At 62.9% G+C, this 17770-nt stretch carries 14 protein-coding genes; 9 read left to right on the plus strand and 5 right to left on the minus strand.

The features are described from left to right. Window positions 1–6 precede the first annotated feature (6 nt). The 3 genes from BQ8794_RS07670 to BQ8794_RS07680 all read left to right on the plus strand — a co-directional run bounded on the left by BQ8794_RS07670 (window position 7) and on the right by BQ8794_RS07680 (window position 2495). Window positions 7–1029, plus strand: a complete 1023-nt coding sequence (locus BQ8794_RS07670; RefSeq protein ID WP_077375012.1) for a LacI family DNA-binding transcriptional regulator — start codon at window positions 7–9, stop codon at window positions 1027–1029. Further along, entirely contained in the window at window positions 1026–2009 is a 984-nt protein-coding gene (locus tag BQ8794_RS07675; protein WP_077375015.1) for a 2-hydroxyacid dehydrogenase, read from the plus strand. Before BQ8794_RS07670 ends, BQ8794_RS07675 begins: the two co-directional genes overlap by 4 nt. Window positions 2010–2099: 90 nt before the next feature. Continuing rightward, window positions 2100–2495, plus strand: coding sequence for a hypothetical protein (locus BQ8794_RS07680; RefSeq protein WP_077375018.1), 396 nt, complete (start codon window positions 2100–2102; stop codon window positions 2493–2495). Between the two features lie 21 nt (window positions 2496–2516). Here BQ8794_RS07680 and BQ8794_RS07685 read toward each other — a convergent pair whose 3' ends face one another. After that, the gene (locus BQ8794_RS07685; RefSeq protein ID WP_077375021.1) at window positions 2517–3290 is read right to left on the minus strand and encodes a gamma-glutamyl-gamma-aminobutyrate hydrolase family protein; all 774 of its coding nucleotides are present in this window, start codon (window positions 3288–3290) and stop codon (window positions 2517–2519) included. Between the two features lie 288 nt (window positions 3291–3578). Here BQ8794_RS07685 and BQ8794_RS07690 point away from each other — a divergent pair, with 288 nt between their 5' ends. After that, complete coding sequence (locus tag BQ8794_RS07690) at window positions 3579–4688, plus strand: TRAP transporter substrate-binding protein (RefSeq protein WP_077375024.1); 1110 nt, start codon at window positions 3579–3581, stop codon at window positions 4686–4688. A 62-nt stretch (window positions 4689–4750) separates the two neighbouring features. Here the strand turns inward: BQ8794_RS07690 and BQ8794_RS07695 are convergent, their stop codons facing one another. The 4 genes from BQ8794_RS07695 to BQ8794_RS07710 all read right to left on the minus strand — a co-directional run bounded on the left by BQ8794_RS07695 (window position 4751) and on the right by BQ8794_RS07710 (window position 9326). Then, window positions 4751–5773 carry a zinc-dependent alcohol dehydrogenase family protein gene (locus BQ8794_RS07695; protein WP_077375027.1) on the minus strand — a complete coding sequence of 341 codons (1023 nt, stop codon included), beginning with the start codon at window positions 5771–5773 and terminating at the stop codon, window positions 4751–4753. A 19-nt stretch (window positions 5774–5792) separates the two neighbouring features. Continuing rightward, a complete protein-coding gene (locus tag BQ8794_RS07700; protein WP_077375242.1) occupies window positions 5793–7562 on the minus strand; it encodes a TRAP transporter large permease in 1770 nt (589 codons plus the stop codon). Next, window positions 7562–8146 (minus strand): TRAP transporter small permease subunit, encoded by a 585-nt coding sequence (locus BQ8794_RS07705; protein ID WP_077375030.1) that lies wholly within the window; start codon window positions 8144–8146, stop codon window positions 7562–7564. The genes BQ8794_RS07700 and BQ8794_RS07705 overlap by 1 nt, the downstream gene beginning before the upstream one ends. A 274-nt stretch (window positions 8147–8420) precedes the next feature. Next, complete coding sequence (locus BQ8794_RS07710; RefSeq protein WP_077375033.1) at window positions 8421–9326, minus strand: branched-chain amino acid ABC transporter permease; 906 nt, start codon at window positions 9324–9326, stop codon at window positions 8421–8423. 169 nt (window positions 9327–9495) lie between these two features. On the opposite strand from BQ8794_RS07710, the gene BQ8794_RS07715 reads away from it, so the two are divergent. The 5 genes from BQ8794_RS07715 (at window position 9496) to BQ8794_RS07735 (ending at window position 17700) form a co-directional block, all read left to right on the plus strand. Further along, on the plus strand, window positions 9496–10104 hold the full coding sequence (locus BQ8794_RS07715) for a CGNR zinc finger domain-containing protein (protein ID WP_077375036.1): 609 nt from the start codon (window positions 9496–9498) through the stop codon (window positions 10102–10104). Continuing rightward, the gene (locus BQ8794_RS07720) at window positions 10097–10627 is read left to right on the plus strand and encodes a hypothetical protein (RefSeq protein WP_167378663.1); all 531 of its coding nucleotides are present in this window, start codon (window positions 10097–10099) and stop codon (window positions 10625–10627) included. Before BQ8794_RS07715 ends, BQ8794_RS07720 begins: the two co-directional genes overlap by 8 nt. Window positions 10628–10846: 219 nt before the next feature. Beyond that, window positions 10847–14326, plus strand: coding sequence for an indolepyruvate ferredoxin oxidoreductase family protein (locus BQ8794_RS07725; RefSeq protein WP_077375042.1), 3480 nt, complete (start codon window positions 10847–10849; stop codon window positions 14324–14326). A gap of 135 nt (window positions 14327–14461) precedes the next feature. Beyond that, complete coding sequence (locus BQ8794_RS07730; RefSeq protein WP_077375045.1) at window positions 14462–16774, plus strand: putative bifunctional diguanylate cyclase/phosphodiesterase; 2313 nt, start codon at window positions 14462–14464, stop codon at window positions 16772–16774. 146 nt (window positions 16775–16920) lie between these two features. Continuing rightward, a complete protein-coding gene (locus BQ8794_RS07735; RefSeq protein ID WP_077375245.1) occupies window positions 16921–17700 on the plus strand; it encodes an N-acyl amino acid synthase FeeM domain-containing protein in 780 nt (259 codons plus the stop codon). Window positions 17701–17770: the final 70 nt, after the last annotated feature.

Below are 17770 nucleotides of genomic sequence, written 5' to 3' on the forward strand. Positions count from 1 at the left end.
AAGGCGCTGGCACAGAAGATCAAGCTTTCGACGATCGCGGATGCGCTCGGTGTGTCCACGGCCACGGTGTCGCTGGCCCTGCGCGACAGCCCGCTGGTTGCTGGAATCACCCGCGACCGTATCAAGGAACATGCCCGCGCCATCGGCTATATCTACAATCGCCGCGCCGCCAGCCTGCGCACCTCGCGTTCGGGCATTGTCGGCGTCGTCGTCCACGACATCATGAATCCCTTCTTCGCCGAGATCCTGCGCTCGATCGAAAGCGAGCTCGACCGCAGCCGGCAGACCTTCATCCTGTCGAACCATTACGACCAGCTCGAAAAGCAGCGCACCTTTATAGACACGCTTCTGCAGCTTGGCGCCGACGGCGTCATCATGTCGCCGGCCATCGGCACGCCGCCCGAAGACATCTTCATGGCCGAGGAAAACGGCCTGCCGGCGGTGCTGATCGCACGCACCGTCGAAGGCGCTGACGTGCCGGTGTTTCGCGGCGACGATGCCTATGGCACCGGGCTAGCCACCAACCATCTGATCTCGCTCGGCCATAAACGCATTGCCATGATCGGCGGCACCGACCAGACCTCGACCGGCCGCGACCGCTACCAAGGCTATCTCAACGCCATGGAGGCGGCAGGGCTGGAGGTCAGGCCGTCCTGGCGCATCCCCGGCCCGCGCACCAAACAGGCTGGCTTCGAGGCCGCCGGGCAGTTCCTGGCGCTGAAGGACAAGCCGACCGCGGCCTGCTGCTGGAACGACCTCGTCGCCATCGGCCTGATGAACGGCATTGCACGCGCCGGGCTGGTGCCGGGCATTGACATCTCCGTGACCGGCTATGACGATCTCGAGGAAGCGGCGATCGCGACGCCGGCGCTGACCACCGTGTGGAATGGCCAGCGTGAAGTCGGCCGCCGCGCCGCCAGCGCGCTGCTCGACAAGCTCAATGGGCAGATGGTGCGGCCGTCGCAGGAACTGATCAAGCCGGAACTGCACGTGCGCCAGTCGACCGGCAAACCAGTGGAACGTGCATGACGAAAGCCGAACAGCAGCAAGCAGTCGCCATTCTGGTGCCGGGCCAATTCAACGACCACGCGGTCGGCCGCCTCGACCGGACGTTCAGCCGCGTCTGGATCGAACGGCCTGATGCGTCGCTGGTCACCGACGAGATGCGCCGGACGGTGCGCGGCATTGCCGCCTTTGGCGGGATCAACGCAGCCCTCATCGACGCGCTGCCGAACCTCGAGATCATCGCCAATTTCGGCGTCGGCTATGATTCAGTCGATGCCCGTCACGCAGCACAGCGCGGCGTCATGGTCACCAACACGCCGGATGTGCTGACCGAGGAGGTCGCCGATACGGCGATCGGGCTTTTGATCAACACCGTCCGCGAGTTGCCGCGCGCCGAGACCTGGCTGCGCGACGGCAGTTGGGCACGCGACGGCAACTATCGCTTGAGCCGGCTGACCTTGCGCGGCCGTCGTGTCGGCATTTTCGGCATGGGCCGCATCGGCGTCGCCATTGCGCGCCGGCTGGAGGCCTTCGGGCTGCCGATCGCTTATCACAACCGGCGCCAGGTCGAAGGCCTGTCCTACGAATACCACGGCACGCTGAAGGGCCTCGCCGAGGCGGTTGATACGCTGATCTCGGTGGCGCCCGGCGGCGCCTCGACGGAAAAGGCGGTCAACACCGGGATCCTGTCGGCGCTCGGCCCGAATGGCGTCTTCGTCAACATCGGTCGCGGCAGCACGGTGGACGAGGCAGCTCTTGCCGCGGCGCTTGCCGGCGGCACCATCGCCGCTGCCGGGCTCGACGTCTTCGCCGACGAGCCGAACGTGCCGCCGGCGCTGCTTGCCGCCCCCAACACCTCACTTTTGCCGCATGTCGGCTCGGCTTCGGAACATACCCGCCGCGCCATGGCCGATCTGTGCGTCGACAATCTGATTTCCTGGTTTTCGCAAGGGAGGGCGCTGACGCCGGTGCCGGAAACGGAAAAGGTCAAGGCGCGCAGCTGAGCGGCATGCTTTCCTATTTGTTAACGATTAACGACGGCTTAACGCTTTGAGTTCACTCTTCATCGATCGCCAAACATCCGGAGAACGCAGATGAAAGCACTTGCTGCATTGATAGCGGTGGTCGCGCTGTTCGGCAGCGTTCAGCTGTTTAACAGCGGCGGAGGCGAACGCCGGACAGCCGATGAGTCGGCGCAGTCGCCCGGCGACTACAGGCTGGTGGCCAATGGCGACGAAGCGTCCTGCGCGGTCAAGCGCGGCACTGAGGTTTCGCATGGCCTGTCGCTGTTGACGGTCACTGCAAATTGCCACCGGGTCTTGCCCGGCATCGAGCGCGCGAAATTCTGGCGTGAGCAGGATGACGGCACGGTCACCTTCAGCGCGAACGGCATCGACCCGATCGTCACTTTCGGCGTCGCCGACGGCGACGGTTATGAATCCTACGCACCAGCCCTGCCGCTGCTGTCGCTGGCGGCCAGCAGCGATTGACGTTGACGTCCGACGGCTGAACTATTCCGCGGCGGCCCGCGCGTCGGATTTCGCCGCGGCGTGCACGCGCGCCGCGTCGCCGAAGGCGCGGAATATCCTTGCTGAGACGCTGTCCGACTTGACCCAGTATTCGGGATGCCACTGGACGCCGACGGCGAAAGCGCGGGCATCGCGCACCGAAACCGCCTCGACCGTGCCGTCGCTAGCGACCGCCTCTATCTGCAGCTTCGGGCCGAGCCGGTCGATGGCCTGGCGGTGCACCGAGTTGACCATGATGTCGCCCGCCCCGAACACGCCGGCGAGGCAGCTTGCGGGCTTGATCGAAATGGTCTGGCGGATGGCGAAGCGTTCGTCCTGATTGTCGCTCGCCGGTGCGCGATGGTCCAGCGATCCCTCGCGCTCCTGGATTTCTGTGGCCAGCGTGCCGCCCAGCGCCACATTCATCTCCTGGATGCCGCGGCAGATGGCGAGCAGCGGCACGCCGCGCTCCACTGCCTTGCGGATCAGCGGCAGCGTCGTGGCGTCACGGGCCGGATCGTAGGGGCCGTTGGCCTCGCTGGCATCGCCGCCATAGAGCGAGGGATGCACATTGGACTTCGAGCCGGTGATCATGACGCCGTCGACCGATGACAGGAGTTCATCGAAATCGAGCCGGTCGCCGAAGGACGGCACCAGCACCGGGAACACGCCGGCGGCCGAAAGCGCCGCCTCCAGATATTGCTGCGGAGCGGCATGCCAGGTGTAGTTGTCGAACTGGCGGACGTCGGTCGATATGGCGACGAGCGGCTGCTGCATTTTTGACCCGGGTCCATTCAGTGCAAGGATATATTCTACCTTTAAAATAGGCGATCCGAAGGCGCTTTGCCATGACAAGTTCGGCATGTCGCATGGGCCACGGAAGGGGCGTTAGACTTAAGTTGCAGGAGGTGCGTTCGCGCCGCGTATTTCGCGAAAACGCCGCCGGCAAAACCGGCTCCCGTGGCTGGACTCGACTTCTTGCCCGTGTATTGTTTGCCGCGAAGCCGATCCGGGGCAGAGAGCATCTCCCGAACGTCGGTCTGTTGATCCAATAGGGAGAACTTCATGGATCGTCGATCATTCATCCGCAAGGCCGGTGTTACCGGTGTCGGCGCTGCGGCGGCTACGGCGGCGCTTGCCGCGCCGGCTATCGCCCAAACCAACCCGAAAGTGACATGGCGCCTGGCGTCGTCCTTCCCGAAGTCCCTCGATACGATCTATGGCGGCGCCGAGGTCTTTTCCAAGATGCTCTCGGAGGCGACCGACGGCAACTTCCAGGTCCAGGTCTTCGCTGCCGGTGAACTGGTGCCCGGCCTGCAGGTCGCGGATGCCACCGCCGCCGGCACCGTCGAGGCCTGCCATACGGTGGCATACTATTATTGGGGCAAGGACCCGACATGGGCTTTGGGTGCCGCGGTTCCGTTCTCGCTCAACGCGCGCGGCATCAATGCCTGGCATTACCACGGCGGCGGCATCGACCTGTTCAACGAGTTTCTGGCCACGCAGGGCCTTTTTGGCTTGCCGGGTGGCAATACCGGCGTGCAGATGGGCGGCTGGTTCCGCAAGGAAATCAACACCGTCGCCGACCTTTCGGGCCTCAAGATGCGCATCGGTGGCTTTGCCGGCAAAGTGGTGCAAAGGCTCGGCGTCGTGCCGCAGCAGATCGCCGGCGGCGATATCTATCCAGCGCTGGAAAAAGGCACCATCGACGCCGCCGAATGGGTCGGCCCTTATGACGATGAGAAGCTCGGCTTCTACAAGGTCGCGCCCAATTATTATTATCCTGGCTGGTGGGAAGGCGGGCCGACCGTCCATCTGATGTTCAACAAGGCGAAATACGAGGAGCTTTCGCCGGCCTACAAGGCGCTGGTGCGCACCGCCGCGCAGGCCGCCGACGCCAACATGCTGCAGAAATACGACTTTCTGAATCCGGCGGCCGTGAGGCGGCTGGTGTCCGCGGGCGCCAAATTGCGCCCGTTCAGCCAGGAAATCCTGGCAGCCTGCTCCGAAAAGGCAAACGAGGTCTATGCCGAGATGGAAGCCTCGAACGCGCCGTTCAAGAAGATATGGGACTCGATCAAGGCGTTCCGCAAGGAGCACTATCTCTGGGCGCAGGTGGCCGAGTACAACTATGACACCTTCATGATGGTCCAGCAGCGCACCGGCAAACTCTGACAACAGTTTCGGCGCCACGCGTTCTTCGGACGCGTGGCGCCGAAACGGCTTCGAATTGCCGATCAGCGCGGCACCACCAGCACCTTGACCTCGCCTGGCGCAGGCGGATTGGCGATCACCGCAGCCGCCTCCTCAAGCGTCACCTGCCGGGAGATGAGCTTGTCGATCTCGATCGCGCCCGAGGCGATGAGATCGGCAGCCCGGCGATGCGTAAACGGATTGAGGAAAGAGCCCAGCACCCTCAATTCCCGGAACAACAGGTCGAAAGGTTCGAATTCTGCTTTCATGCCTTGAGGCATCACGCCGACGACGACAACCGTGCCACCGGCCCTGGCGAGCCGCATCGACTGCTCGACCGTCTCTCTTACCCCAGCACATTCGAACACCACATCGACGCCGCCCGGCATGAGGCCTGACGGACCGACCACCGTGTCGATGATGTCGCAAGCGGTTGGGTCGACCGTCGCTGTTGCGCCCAATTCTTCTGCAAGGGCGCGCCGCGAGGCCTGGCGCGTCGAAAGGATGATTGTCGTCGCGCCGGCAAGTCTCGCCAGTTGCACGGTGAGCAGGCCGATCACGCCGCCGCCAAGCACGGCGACCGAGGAGCCGGGTCGGATCTGCGCCAGGTCCACTCCATGCAGGCAGCAGCCAAGCGGCTCGCAGAACGCGCCATGCGTGGGCTTCAGGTCTTTCGGGAGGAGAATGGCTTGCTTCTGAGGCAGCACGCCATATTCGGCGAAGCCGCCGTCGCGGCGGATGCCGATGGCAACCAGATTATGGCATAGATTGATGCGACCGGCGTGGCAGTGCGGACAGCGCCCGCAGGCGATGTTGGGATCGCCGGTGACTCGATCACCGACCGAAAAGCCGGACACGGCGGTTCCAATCGCCTCGACGATCCCGGAGAATTCATGTCCGAGCGTCACCGGCGGCGTACAGGGAAATTCGCCATGGAAAAGATGCCGGTCAGTGCCGCAGACGCCACATGCCTCGATCCGCACCAGGAGATCATCCGGCCCGGCCACGGGCTTGGTGACCTCCCGAACGACGATGCTGCCCACGCCCTCCAGCCGCACCGCTTTCATGTCTGTAGAGCCTCCGGCGTCAATTGAAACTCGGTGGTTGGGACAGATCGGGCGCTGGCGCTGCCGGCTTGGCAGCCGGCGTTTCACCGAAATTAGGCGGCTGCGACAGATCCGGTGCAGGCGCAGTCGGTGCCGCGCCGCCATCCGCTGGCGGAACGCCGAGCGGCGACAGGCTCGGCGTTTCCGGCACCTGGTAGTCGATCGTGCCCGGGTCCGCTGCCGTGCCCTTGTAGTGCATCACCATTTGCGGGAAGGCGATGGTCAAGCCGATCATAATGACCTGGATGCAAACGAAGGGCACCGCGCCCCAATAGATCTGGCCGGTGGTTACCGGCGCAATCTGCTTGCCGGTGAGGCGATCGAGATAGGGCACCCGGGCGGCGACCGAACGCAGGTAGAACAGCGCGAAGCCGAAGGGTGGATGCATGAAGCTGGTCTGCATGTTGACGCCGAGCAGCACGCCGAACCAGATCAGGTCGATGCCGAGCTTGTCTGCGGCCGGTGCCAAAAGCGGCACGATGATGAAGGCGAGCTCGAAGAAATCGAGGAAGAAGGCGAGCAGGAAGACGAGGATGTTGACGCCGATCAGGAAGCCGATCTCGCCGCCCGGCAGCGATGTCAGGAGGTGTTCGACCCAGATATGGCCGTTGACGCCGTAGAAAGTGAGCGAGAACACTCGCGCGCCGATCAGGATGAACAGCACGAACGACGACAGCCGCGTCGTCGACGCCAGCGCCTGCTTGATCACGTCCAGCGACAGCCGCCCCTTCATCGCCGCCATGATCAGCGCGCCGACAGCGCCCATGGCGCCGCCTTCGGTCGGCGTGGCGATGCCGAGGAAGATGGTGCCTAACACCAGGAAGATCAGCGCCAGTGGCGGGATCAGCACGATGATCACCTGCTGCGCCAGCCGCGACAGCATGTTGATCTTCAGGCGCTGGTCGGCGATTGCCACGACATAGATGAGGATCACGCCGATGGTGGCGCCGAGGATGTCTGCGTTTTGGCCCTGCGAGGGCGCAAGATAGCGATACGCCGCGTAGGAAATCACGACTGCCGCCAACACCGCGAACAGCAGCGACAGGACACCGTGGCCGAGGGTGCGGGCTTCCAGCGGCAGCGCCGGCATCGACTTCGGCCGGACGATCGACATGATCAGGATATACATCGTGTAAAGGCCGGTCAGAACCAGCCCCGGGATCAGCGCACCCGCATACATGTCGCCGACCGAGCGGCCGAGCTGGTCGGCCAGAACGATCAGCACCAGCGACGGCGGAATGATCTGGGCGAGGGTGCCCGACGCGGCAATGACGCCGGACGCTACACGGCGGTCATAGCCGTAGCGCAGCATGATCGGCAGCGAGATCAGGCCCATGGCGATGACGGAGGCAGCCACCACACCCGTGGTTGCGGCAAGCAGCGCGCCGACAAAGATCACGGCATAGGCGAGTCCGCCGCGGATCGGCCCGAACAATTGGCCGATCGTATCGAGAAGGTCCTCGGCCATGCCCGATCGTTCGAGCACGATGCCCATGAAAGTGAAGAACGGGATGGCCAGCAGCGTGTCGTTCGACATCACCCTGCTGCCGTAGAAATTATCCGGCAGTGCGTGCAGCAGCGGCCAGGCGAGATTGATCGAGCCGCCCGAATAGGGTGACAGCACAACACCGATGAAGAAGAACAGCAGGCCGTTGGCGGCGAGCGAAAACGCCACCGGATAGCCGATCAGCAGGAAGATGATCAGCGAGGCGAACATGATCGGCGCCATGTTCTGGGCGATGAACTCAATCACGAGCGCACCTCTTCGGCGAGTGCCTTCGCTTCGAGTTCGGCTTGCTCATGCACCGATATGAACGGGGTGGGATCGTCCATGTCGCCGCGCATGATGGCGACCTTCTTGATGATCTCGGAAATGCCCTGAAGCGCGAGCAGGAAAAAGCCGGCCAGCAGGATCGCCTTTGCCGGCCAGATGATCAGCCCGCCGGAATTGTTCGACATTTCGCCGCTGCGAAACGACAGCGACACATAGGGAACGAAATAGATCACCATCAGCGTCACGAACGGCATCAGGAAAAAGAGGTGACCGAGAAGGTCGATCCAGTGCTGCACGCGGCGCGAGAACATGCCGTAGACGATGTCAATGCGGATATGGTCGTTCTGCTTCAGCGTGTAGGCGGCGGCCAGCATGAAGGCGGCGCCGAACAAATACCACTGCAGTTCCAGCCAGGCGTTCGACGACATGTCGAACGTCTTTCGGATGACCGCATTGGCGGCACTGACCAGGACTGCCAGCAGGATCAGCCACGACACCCATTTGCCGATGAACTCGTTCATACGGTCAATGGTTCTGGATAGAGTGAGAAGCCCTGCCATACATTCCTCCCTTTACACATCGGCCCGAAAATCGGTGTCGATTTTCGGAAAGCACGATGCGTGGCTCAAAGTATTAGCGACGCGCCAATTCCCGCTTGTTTTCCGCCGCTTCGATGTGGCCCAACGGTATGCCGTGCGTGGCCCGGCGGGTCAACACAGGGCAGACCGAGAAAACAATCTTGTGGGATGGGGAAGGGGCGAAACAGCCGCGGAAGGAGATCATGCGCAAAAATCAAAGTGACGTTTGCAGCCAACTCTGCCCACGTTGGCACTGTCAGACGATCTTACTCTGGTCTCGCCCGGCGCCGATCAGCACCAGTATGGCGACGAGGAACAGATACATCCAGGCATCGCGCCATTCGACCGGGAAGTAGCCGGCCCACAGCGATTCGGCCATCCCGAAAGCGGCAGCGCCAAGTGCTGCCCGCAACGGCGAGAGATAGCCGCCCACCGCCGTCACGAACAGGATTTTCAGCCCGTAGACCAACCCTGTGCCGAAGCTGATGTTGCCGTAGTAGAAGGCGGCGAGAACGCCGGCCAGTGCCGAGCAAAGGCCACCGAAAAGCACCGCACGCCGAAGCACCGCGCGAACATCGACGCCGCACATCGCCGCCGCCCTGGGATCGTCGGACACGGCGCGCCAGCGCCGGCCGAAGCTTGATTGCGCGAACGCCCAGGCGGCGACCCCGATAGTTGCGGCGACGACAGCGCAGTTGAGCAACTGGATGAGCGTCAGCGTGGCATTGAAATTCGCCCCCCGCGCAAAAATGATGGGCTGGGCCAGCATTGGCGGCAGCCACAGATCATGGGTGTCGGCGGCGATACGGCTGGCTTCCGACAAGGCCAGCAATATGCCGAGCGTCGTTACCACGATGGCGTTGGGCGAGCGGTCGGCCAACGGTTCGAAGATGCTTCGCGACAAGACATGGCTGAGCAGCGCCGCATAAAGGAACGCCGCAGCTACGCCGAGCGCGACCGATGCAAACAGCGTTAGCCACAACGCCTGATAGCCGAACGCCGCGGTGAGGATCATCGTATGCCCGCAAAAGGCGAACAGCGCCCCATAGGCAAGATTGGTGCGATGCAGGATGCCGTTGGTCAGCACGTAGCCGAAGGCCAGCAATGCGTAGAGTGCGCCCGAATGCAGTCCGTTCAGAACCTGCTGGAAGAAGTAGAGCATGCAATGTCCTCGATGCATGCCCCGCAATCGCGGCGCAGCGGTTTGCGACGAACGACAATCTCAAGACCAAGGCTATGGCTCAAGACACGGCTATGGCGATCGCCTCGCGACGAGCGTTGCACTCGGAAATCTAACTTGTCAAATGCGTTTTATCGGTTAGATTCGCCATATGACAGTATCCTGGACTCCGCACCGCTTCACCGGTGGCATGCTTGCGCTCGACACGGCGAACACCGTCGTCTTGCGGAACGATCCGGAGAAAACCTTCGACCGACTCAAAGACCCGGCCGAGATCGCTCGCTTTGCCGAGGCGGCGAGTGGCTTTCGCGCCGCCGAGCTCGGCGGCAGGCCGCTCGCAGCGCCGGTGCCTGAAAAGATCGCGCCGGTGGTGCTTTCGATCAGGGAGACGACCGATCGGCTGTTTCGCCGCGCGGTTTCGAAGCGTGCGATCGCAACCGCAGACATGCCTGAATTCCTTGAAGCCTGCGCCGACGGACTCGCCCAAATCCGAACCGAAATCGGGAGGCCCGGAAAACCGTTCGGCGATCAGGCGACGCCGATTGCCTTCGAGGCGGCGCTTGCGATCTCGGCGCTGTCGCTGCTGCGCGGCGACACAATCGCCAGGTTGAGGATATGTCCGAACTGCAGCTGGCTGTTTGTCGACAAAAGCCGCAATTCCAGCCGCCTCTGGTGCGACATGGCGGTGTGCGGCAACCGACAGAAGGCAAACCGATACTATCGCCGCCGGACCGCGGCGAGGGAGATCGCCAATGTCTAAGAGATTCTCGCGCGCGATGATTGTCGTCGCGGCGTTGTTCGCGGCGGCCGCGCTCGGCGCCTGCCGTGACTCCGGTAAGGACCAGTTGTTCGCCTTTTCCGGGAAGCTGTTCGAGTTCAACTACCGGCTGGGCATCGCCACCTATGTCATCACCCTCAATCCGCTGCGGCCGGTGGGTGAGGGACAGGTCGCCGTGGTCTCCTTCCAGAACCCGGCCGGTGGTGATCCGATCATCGTCACCCAGAAAATATGGCCGAAGCTGCCGCATGTGACGCTGACCAGCCCGCCGCTCACCTGCGTCGTCAAGGACAAGCCCTATGCGGTGTCGATCCGCATCGAGGATTCCAGCGGCAAGTTGCTGCAGAGTTTCGAGACGACACTGACGTCCTCGCTCGACCAGTCGGTCTTGCCCGACCGGCCTCTCGTGGTCGGGCCGGTCTACGAACTCAACAAGGACCTGGCCGGTCATGCCGACGGCAAGCTGCCCGGCGAACCGAAGCCCAGTTGCCCAAAGGCTGCATGATGCGTCACTAGTGGCACTGACCGCTGCCGGAATTTTCGTGCTCGGCCACCTCCCAAACAGGCGTTTCGTGGCGTCAGACGGCCGCGCACGGATCGTTTGTTGCGCCTCGCTTGGCATCTTCGATTTTGTTTGACCTGCCCGGCAAGGGGAGAAACACTGCAGCTTCCAACTCCGACGTTGGCTGCGCTCGAACTGCGGCCTCCGCAGAGGAAATGCCTGATGACGCTGCATGATGTCGCGCTCGACGACAAGTTCGACCTGGGAAAGGAACGCATCTTCCTTTCCGGCGCGCAGGCGGTCATCCGCATGCTTTTGATGCAGCGCGACCGCGACCGCCGGGCTGGCCTGAACACCGCCGGCTTCGTCTCCGGCTATCGCGGCTCGCCGCTCGGCGGCCTCGACATGCAGCTTTGGAAGGCCAGGAAGCAGCTCGCCCAGTCGGACATCGTCTTTCAGCCCGGCCTCAACGAGGAACTCGCCGCCACCGCCTGCTGGGGATCGCAGCAGGCCGAGTTGCTGGGCGAGGGCACGCATGACGGCGTCTTTTCGGTCTGGTACGGCAAGGGCCCGGGCGTCGACCGCTCCGGTGACGTCTTCCGCCATGCCAATCTCGCCGGCTCGTCAAGACATGGCGGCGTGCTCGCCCTGATGGGCGACGACCACATGGCCGAATCCTCGACCAACGCGCACGCGACCGAGTTCCTGTTTGTCGACACCATGGTGCCGATCCTCAATCCGGCCGGGGTCCAGGAGATCATCGACTATGGGCTCTATGGCATTGCCATGTCGCGCTTCGCCGGCACCTGGGCGGCGATCAAATGCGTCAAGGACAACATCGAATCGACGGCTTCGGTCGATGCCGCGCTCGAACGGCTTGATATCGTCAACCCGGACTTCGACATGCCGCCCGGCGGCCTCAACATCCGCAACGAGATCGACATGCTCGGCCAGGAGGAGCGACTGCATGAATACAAACGCGCCGCCGCTTCGGCCTTTATCCATGCCAACGGGCTGAACCGGATCGTCTATTCCGGCGGCAGTGGCCCGAAGCTTGGCATCGTCACCATCGGCAAGAGCTATCTCGACGTCCGCCAGGCGCTGGAAGACATCGGCGTCGACGAAGCCGCCGCCAACCGCATCGGTATCAGGCTGTTCAAGGTTGGCTGCCCGTGGCCGCTCGACCTGCAGCACATCGCCGACTTCGCTCGCGGCCTCGACACCATCGTCGTCGTCGAGGAGAAACGCTCGCTGATCGAGGTGCAACTGCGCGAAAACCTTTATGGCACCGCCATGCAGCCGGTCATCGTCGGCAAGAGGGACGAGCGCGGCGACGGGCTGTTCCCGGCCAAGGGCGCGCTCGATCCCAACGACATCGCCATAGCGCTCGGCGACAGAATCTTGCGGACGATCGGTCCCTCGGACGAGATCGCCGCGCGGGTGGCGAAACTTCGCCAGTTCCAGGCGATGCTCGCCGAGACAACAGACATCGCCTCGCGCACGCCCTTCTTCTGCTCCGGCTGCCCGCACAATTCCTCGACCAAGGTGCCCGACGGCTCGCTCGCCGCCGCTGGCATCGGCTGCCATTTCATGGCGCTGTGGATGGATCGCAACACCGTTGGTTTCACCGCCATGGGCGGTGAGGGCGCGCAATGGGTCGGCCAGGCGCCGTTCTCGAAGCGCGACCACATCTTCCAGAATCTCGGCGACGGCACCTACAACCACTCCGGCGCGCTGGCGATCCGCTTCGCGCTGTCGACCGACGCCAACATCACCTACAAGATCCTCTACAACGATGCCGTCGCGATGACCGGCGGCCAGCCGCACGAGGGTGGCCTGACCGTGGACATGATCGCCAGGCAGGTGCGGGCCGAGGGCGTCGAGCGGATCGCCATCGTCACCGACGAGCCGGCCAAATATACCGGCAAGGTCGAATTCCCCGCAGGCGCCACCATCCATCACCGCGACGACCTCGACCTCGTGCAGCGCGAATTGCGCACGATCAGGGGCACATCCGTGCTGATCTACGACCAGACCTGCGCCGCCGAAAAGCGCCGCCGCCGCAAGCGCGGCACCTTCCCCGATCCCGACAAGCGCGTCTTCATCAACGAACTGGTCTGCGAAGGCTGCGGCGATTGTGGGGTGCAGTCGAATTGTGTGTCGATCCAGCCGGTCGAGACCGAATTCGGCCGCAAGCGCAAGATCGATCAGTCGAGCTGCAACAAGGATTTCTCCTGCATCAACGGCTTCTGTCCGTCCTTCGTCACCGTGCATGGCGCCAAGATCAAGAAGGTCGAGGGTATGGCCGGCACGACCGATCCGCTCGACGGCGTGCCCGCGCCCGCGGAATTCCCGCTCGGCGACCAAGGCTGGGCGGCGATCATCGACGGCGTCGGCGGCACCGGCGTCGTCACCATCGGCGCGGTGCTTGGCATGGCGGCTCATCTCGAAGACAAGGGCTGCGGCATGATCGACATGGCCGGCCTTGCCCAGAAGGGCGGCTCGGTGTTCACCCATGTCCGCATCGCGCGCAGCCCGGGCGATATCAATGCCATCCGCGTTTCGGCCGGCAAGGCAGACCTTGTGCTTGGCTGCGACCTCGTCGTGTCGGGCGCCCAAAGGGTGCTCGCCGCGGTGCGCGAAGGCCACACGATCTTCCTCGCCAACACCGCCGAGATCATGCCTGGCGAGTTTACCCGGTCGGCCGATTTCTCGCTGCCGGTTGAGCGGCTGAAAAAGGCGATCCGCAGTGCCGCCGGCGACGACAAGGCGCATTTCTTCGACGCCACCCGCACCGCCACCGCGCTGTTCGGCAGCTCGCTCGGCGCGAACATGTTCATGCTCGGCTTCGCCTTTCAGCATGGCGGCTTGCCGCTGTCTGCCGAGGCAGTCGAAAAGGCGATCGAGCTCAACGGCCAGTCGGTGGCGATGAACGTCTCAGCCTTCCGCTGGGGCCGCCGCGCCGCCCACCAACCGGATTTCGTGCGCGCCCTCGTCGTCCAGCCGGGCACGGCTGCACAGAACACCGCTGTCGCCGAAACGCTCGATGACGTCATCGCCCGCCGCGTCGCCTTCCTCACCGCCTATCAGAACGCCGCCTATGGCAAGCGCTATGCCGACAGACTGGCCGCGCTGCGCATTGCCGAAGCTAGCGCGGCGCCCGGTTCGACTGATGTGACCGAAGCCGCTGCGAGGAACCTGTTCAAGCTGATGGCGATCAAGGACGAATACGAGGTGGCGAGGCTCTATACCGACGGCTCCTTCGCCACCGAGCTGGGCAAGCAGTTTCAGAGCTACGACAAACTCGAATTCCATCTCGCGCCGCCGATCATGGCCAGGCGCGGCAAGGACGGCAAGCCGAGGAAGTCGAGCTTCGGTCCCTGGATGATGAAGGGATTCCGGCTGCTGGCAGCGATGAAAGGCTTGCGCGGCACGGTCTTCGATGTGTTCGGCTACAGCTCCGAAAGGCGTATGGAACGGCGGCTTCTTGCGCAGTACGAGGCCGATCTGGAGCTTGTCGCCAGCGCGCTGGCGCCAGGCAAGGTCGAGGCCGCGGCAGCGCTTGCCTCGGTGCCGGCGCTCATTCGCGGCTATGGTCACGTCAGGCAGGCCAGCGCCGAAAGGGCCGCCGGCGAGCGCCTGAGGCTGCTCGATCGCCTGGCGAAGACACCGGCTCGCCCGGAACTCCAAGCCGCCGAGTGATCGATATGCCTTGTTTACCTGAAGGGTCGCTTCCCCTGGCATTAGCCGACCTGGCGGTGATGCCCGGAACCGCCTCTCTAAATCTTTCTTAAGGCTGATGTGACACAGCTTGGCTCCCCAGGGTGGGACTCAGGCGTGAATCTGAAAAGAAAAAACGAGATCCCGGTCGACGTCTACATTCCGTTCGTGGAAACTCTGTTCCGCGACAGCCTGACGCTTTCGATCGGATTCTTTGCCCAAACCCTGCTGGTCGTGCTGGTCTACTGGAAGACCAAGGATCCGATCTACATTGCGGTGGCCGCCGGATTTCTGATCGTCGCATTTCTGCGCCTGCGCAACATCAGAAAATACCGCCACGCCCCGTCACCCAGGAATTGGGAGGAGGCGCGCCGCCGCGAAAATGACTACATTTTCTACGGCTCCATGCATGGTTTCATGCTGGGCGCCTTCTGTTTCGCCGGCATCTACTTGGCGCATGACAACTATGCCGAGATAGCCGCTGTCTGCGTTACGCTGGCGTCCGCCACGGCGATCGCCGGCCGCAATTACGGCTCCCCGAGGATGGTCATGATCTTCATCATGACCATGACGTGGTCGATCTCGCTGGGCTTCATCCTGCGTGGCGATGTCTACCATGTGATACTCGGTCTGATGTCGGCTCCCTTCCTATTCGCAATCAAACGCTTCGCCGATGTGGTTAGGGAGGTGCTTTTCGCCGCTTTGTCCGAAGAGAAGAAGGCGAACCGCCTCGCCCAGCGTTTCAATCGGGCGCTGAACACCATGTCGCACGGACTTGTCATGCTCGGCCCTGATGGCCGGGTGGTGGTGGCCAACGCCGAAGCCGCGCACCTGATGTCGCTCAAGTCGCCCGACGCGCTGCTCGGGCGATCGATCCACGGCCTGCTGATGCGCGGCGTTGCCGGCGGCATGCTGGCGCCGAAGGATTGCCGCTACATCGAAGCCCAGCTTACGCGCGCCCTGCGCGAGGGCCGCGATCGCAAGGTTCTCGTCTCGCTTGCGAACGGTCAGTACTATGAGTTCTCGGCGCGCGAGGGTAGCCAGGAACTGGGCGTCATCACCTTCGAGGATGTGACGGCCCGCGTCGAGGCGGAAGACAAGATACGGTTCATGGCGCGTTACGACAGCCTCACCGGCCTGCCTAACCGAGCCTATTTCCACCAACTGATCGGCGAGGCGATGGCGTCCGGCGACCTTGAGCGTCTCTGCGGGCTCGCCGTGCTCGACCTCGACGACTTCAAGAGCGTCAATGACACGCTTGGCCACCCGGTCGGCGACGGATTGATCTACGCCGTCGCCGAACGGCTGGCGGCGGTCGCCGGGCCGGGCGTCACTGTCAGCCGTTTCGGCGGCGACGAGTTCATGATCTTCTTCGACCGCGTCGAGGATGAGAGTCATCTGACCAGCCAAATCGACGGGATTTTCATTGACCTGCAGGGCGAGGTCGACGTCGCCGGCCACGGACTGCGTATCCAGGCCAGCGGTGGCGCGGTGCTGTCGCGGGTCAGGGATACCGATGTCGACGTCATGATCGTCAAGGCGGACCTGGCGCTCTACAAGGCCAAGGAACTCGGCAAGAACACTTGGCGGCTGTTCGAGGCATCGATGGATGCCGCTTTCCGCAACCGCCAATTAATGAAGGCGGACCTGCGCACTGCGGTGGAAAGCAAGGGCTTGCGGGTGGTCTACCAGCCGATCGTGGCGATGAGCACGATGCGCATAGCCAGCTGCGAGGCGCTGTGCCGTTGGGACCACCCCGATCTCGGACCGATCTCGCCCAGCATCTTCATTCCGCTGGCGGAAGAAATGGGCATCATTTCCGAAATCAGCACCTTCGTCCTGCATGCGGCGTGCACCGAATGCGCCAAATGGCCCACACAGACCAGCGTCTCGGTCAACCTCTCGGCCAAGGACTTTCGCAACCGCGACGTTGTGCAAAAGGTTCGCGACGCACTCGCCAGTTCCGGCCTCGCCGCCGGCCGCCTGGAGATCGAGGTCACCGAGACGGCGCTGCTCGACGACAAGTCGCTGACACGCCAGTATATCGAGGAATTGAAGCGGCTTGGCGTGCGCATCGCGCTCGACGATTTCGGCACCGGCTATTCGAGCCTGAGCTATCTCCACAAACTTCCGCTCGACAAGATCAAGATCGACCGTTCGTTCCTGATGGACGTCACCCAGAACAGCCGTTCGCTCGAATTGCTCAAGGGCATCGTCAATCTGTCACGGCCGCTGGGTCTTTCGGTGACTGTCGAGGGCGTCGAGACTTTCGAGCAGCTCAAGATCCTGGCCTTGCAGGTCAAGCCGGACCTGGTTCAGGGATTCCTGTTCGGCTCGGCGCTCAGCGCGTCCGGCATCGAGACGATGTCGAGCACGGTCTGGCCCTTCGCCAGGGACATCAAGACGGCCAGCAAGGCGACGCATCGCTGATTTCGCCGGAAGACCTGATAATTTAGTACAATTCTACCGATTATTAACCTTAATAGACGGTAAATGATTTCTATCTTGTTTTCATCTTTACATCATACGGCCCTGCCGTAGTGTTGATCGCGGCGGCAGTTGCGGGGAACGAGTTGATGATTGTCGAGTTGACTTCGCCTCGCCAAGCGGCGGGTGCGGGCGGGACTAATGCGTCTGACGATATGTCAGGCTTTGCCAGGAATGTCTCGGCGATGCTCGAGCGGACGGAATATCGCCGCTGCGACAAGGGCGAAGATCTCGAAGACATTTACAGGTTGCGCTACAAATCTTACCGTCTGAACGATATGGTCCCGGAGAATCCCGACCATATTGTGCATGACGAGCTCGACGAAGCGGCCAATTGTTCCAAGTTCGGCATCTATATCGACGGCGTTCTGGTCAGCACGCTGCGTATTCACCATGCCTGCAGCGCCACGCCGCAGTCGCCTTCCACGACGGTTTATGGCGACATACTGCGCCCCATGCTGGCGTCTGGTGTGCATTTTGCCGATCCCAGCCGCTTTGCCGCCGATCCGGACTGGTCGCGGGTCTATCCGCAAATTCCTTATCTGACGCTGCGCCTCGCTGGCATGGCATGCTTCTACTTCGACGCGCCTTATTGTCTCTCCACCATCCGCCCGGAACATGCAGGCTTCTATCGTCGCATTTACTGTTCCGAGCAGATTGGCGAGTTGCGCAATTATCCGGGCCTGAATTACAAGGTCGTGCTCTACCGCGCCGACGTCAGCGCCATTCGCGAACGGTCTTTCTCCCGGTTCCCATTCTTTCGGTCGACGCCGATGGAGCAGCGCATGCTGTTTGAGACACCTGGTGCCGGTGAACTCGCGCCGCTGACCATTCTGCCGACCGCCAAATACTACCGCGAAGCCGCCTGACAATTGGCAAATTTTGAGCGCGGCTGGAGCTTTCAGGCCGCTTCGGCGTTCTGGGAGGCGCGCCGGTGGT

Source organism: Mesorhizobium prunaredense (genome assembly GCF_900156895.1).
Lineage (GTDB): Bacteria > Pseudomonadota > Alphaproteobacteria > Rhizobiales > Rhizobiaceae > Mesorhizobium > Mesorhizobium prunaredense.

Bases quoted from the DNA above. Each gene is read 5' to 3' on its own strand.
- BQ8794_RS07675 (WP_077375015.1), top strand. From the start codon at position 1,026: ATGACGAAAGCCGAACAGCAGCAAGCAGTCGCCATTCTGGTGCCGGGC.
- BQ8794_RS07680 (WP_077375018.1), top strand. From the start codon at position 2,100: ATGAAAGCACTTGCTGCATTGATAGCGGTGGTCGCGCTGTTCGGCAGC.
- BQ8794_RS07685 (WP_077375021.1), bottom strand. From the start codon at position 3,290: ATGCAGCAGCCGCTCGTCGCCATATCGACCGACGTCCGCCAGTTCGAC.
- BQ8794_RS07690 (WP_077375024.1), top strand. From the start codon at position 3,579: ATGGATCGTCGATCATTCATCCGCAAGGCCGGTGTTACCGGTGTCGGC.
- BQ8794_RS07695 (WP_077375027.1), bottom strand. From the start codon at position 5,773: ATGAAAGCGGTGCGGCTGGAGGGCGTGGGCAGCATCGTCGTTCGGGAG.
- BQ8794_RS07705 (WP_077375030.1), bottom strand. From the start codon at position 8,146: ATGGCAGGGCTTCTCACTCTATCCAGAACCATTGACCGTATGAACGAG.
- BQ8794_RS07710 (WP_077375033.1), bottom strand. From the start codon at position 9,326: ATGCTCTACTTCTTCCAGCAGGTTCTGAACGGACTGCATTCGGGCGCA.
- BQ8794_RS07715 (WP_077375036.1), top strand. From the start codon at position 9,496: ATGACAGTATCCTGGACTCCGCACCGCTTCACCGGTGGCATGCTTGCG.
- BQ8794_RS07720 (WP_167378663.1), top strand. From the start codon at position 10,097: ATGTCTAAGAGATTCTCGCGCGCGATGATTGTCGTCGCGGCGTTGTTC.
- BQ8794_RS07725 (WP_077375042.1), top strand. From the start codon at position 10,847: ATGACGCTGCATGATGTCGCGCTCGACGACAAGTTCGACCTGGGAAAG.
- BQ8794_RS07735 (WP_077375245.1), top strand. From the start codon at position 16,921: ATGATTGTCGAGTTGACTTCGCCTCGCCAAGCGGCGGGTGCGGGCGGG.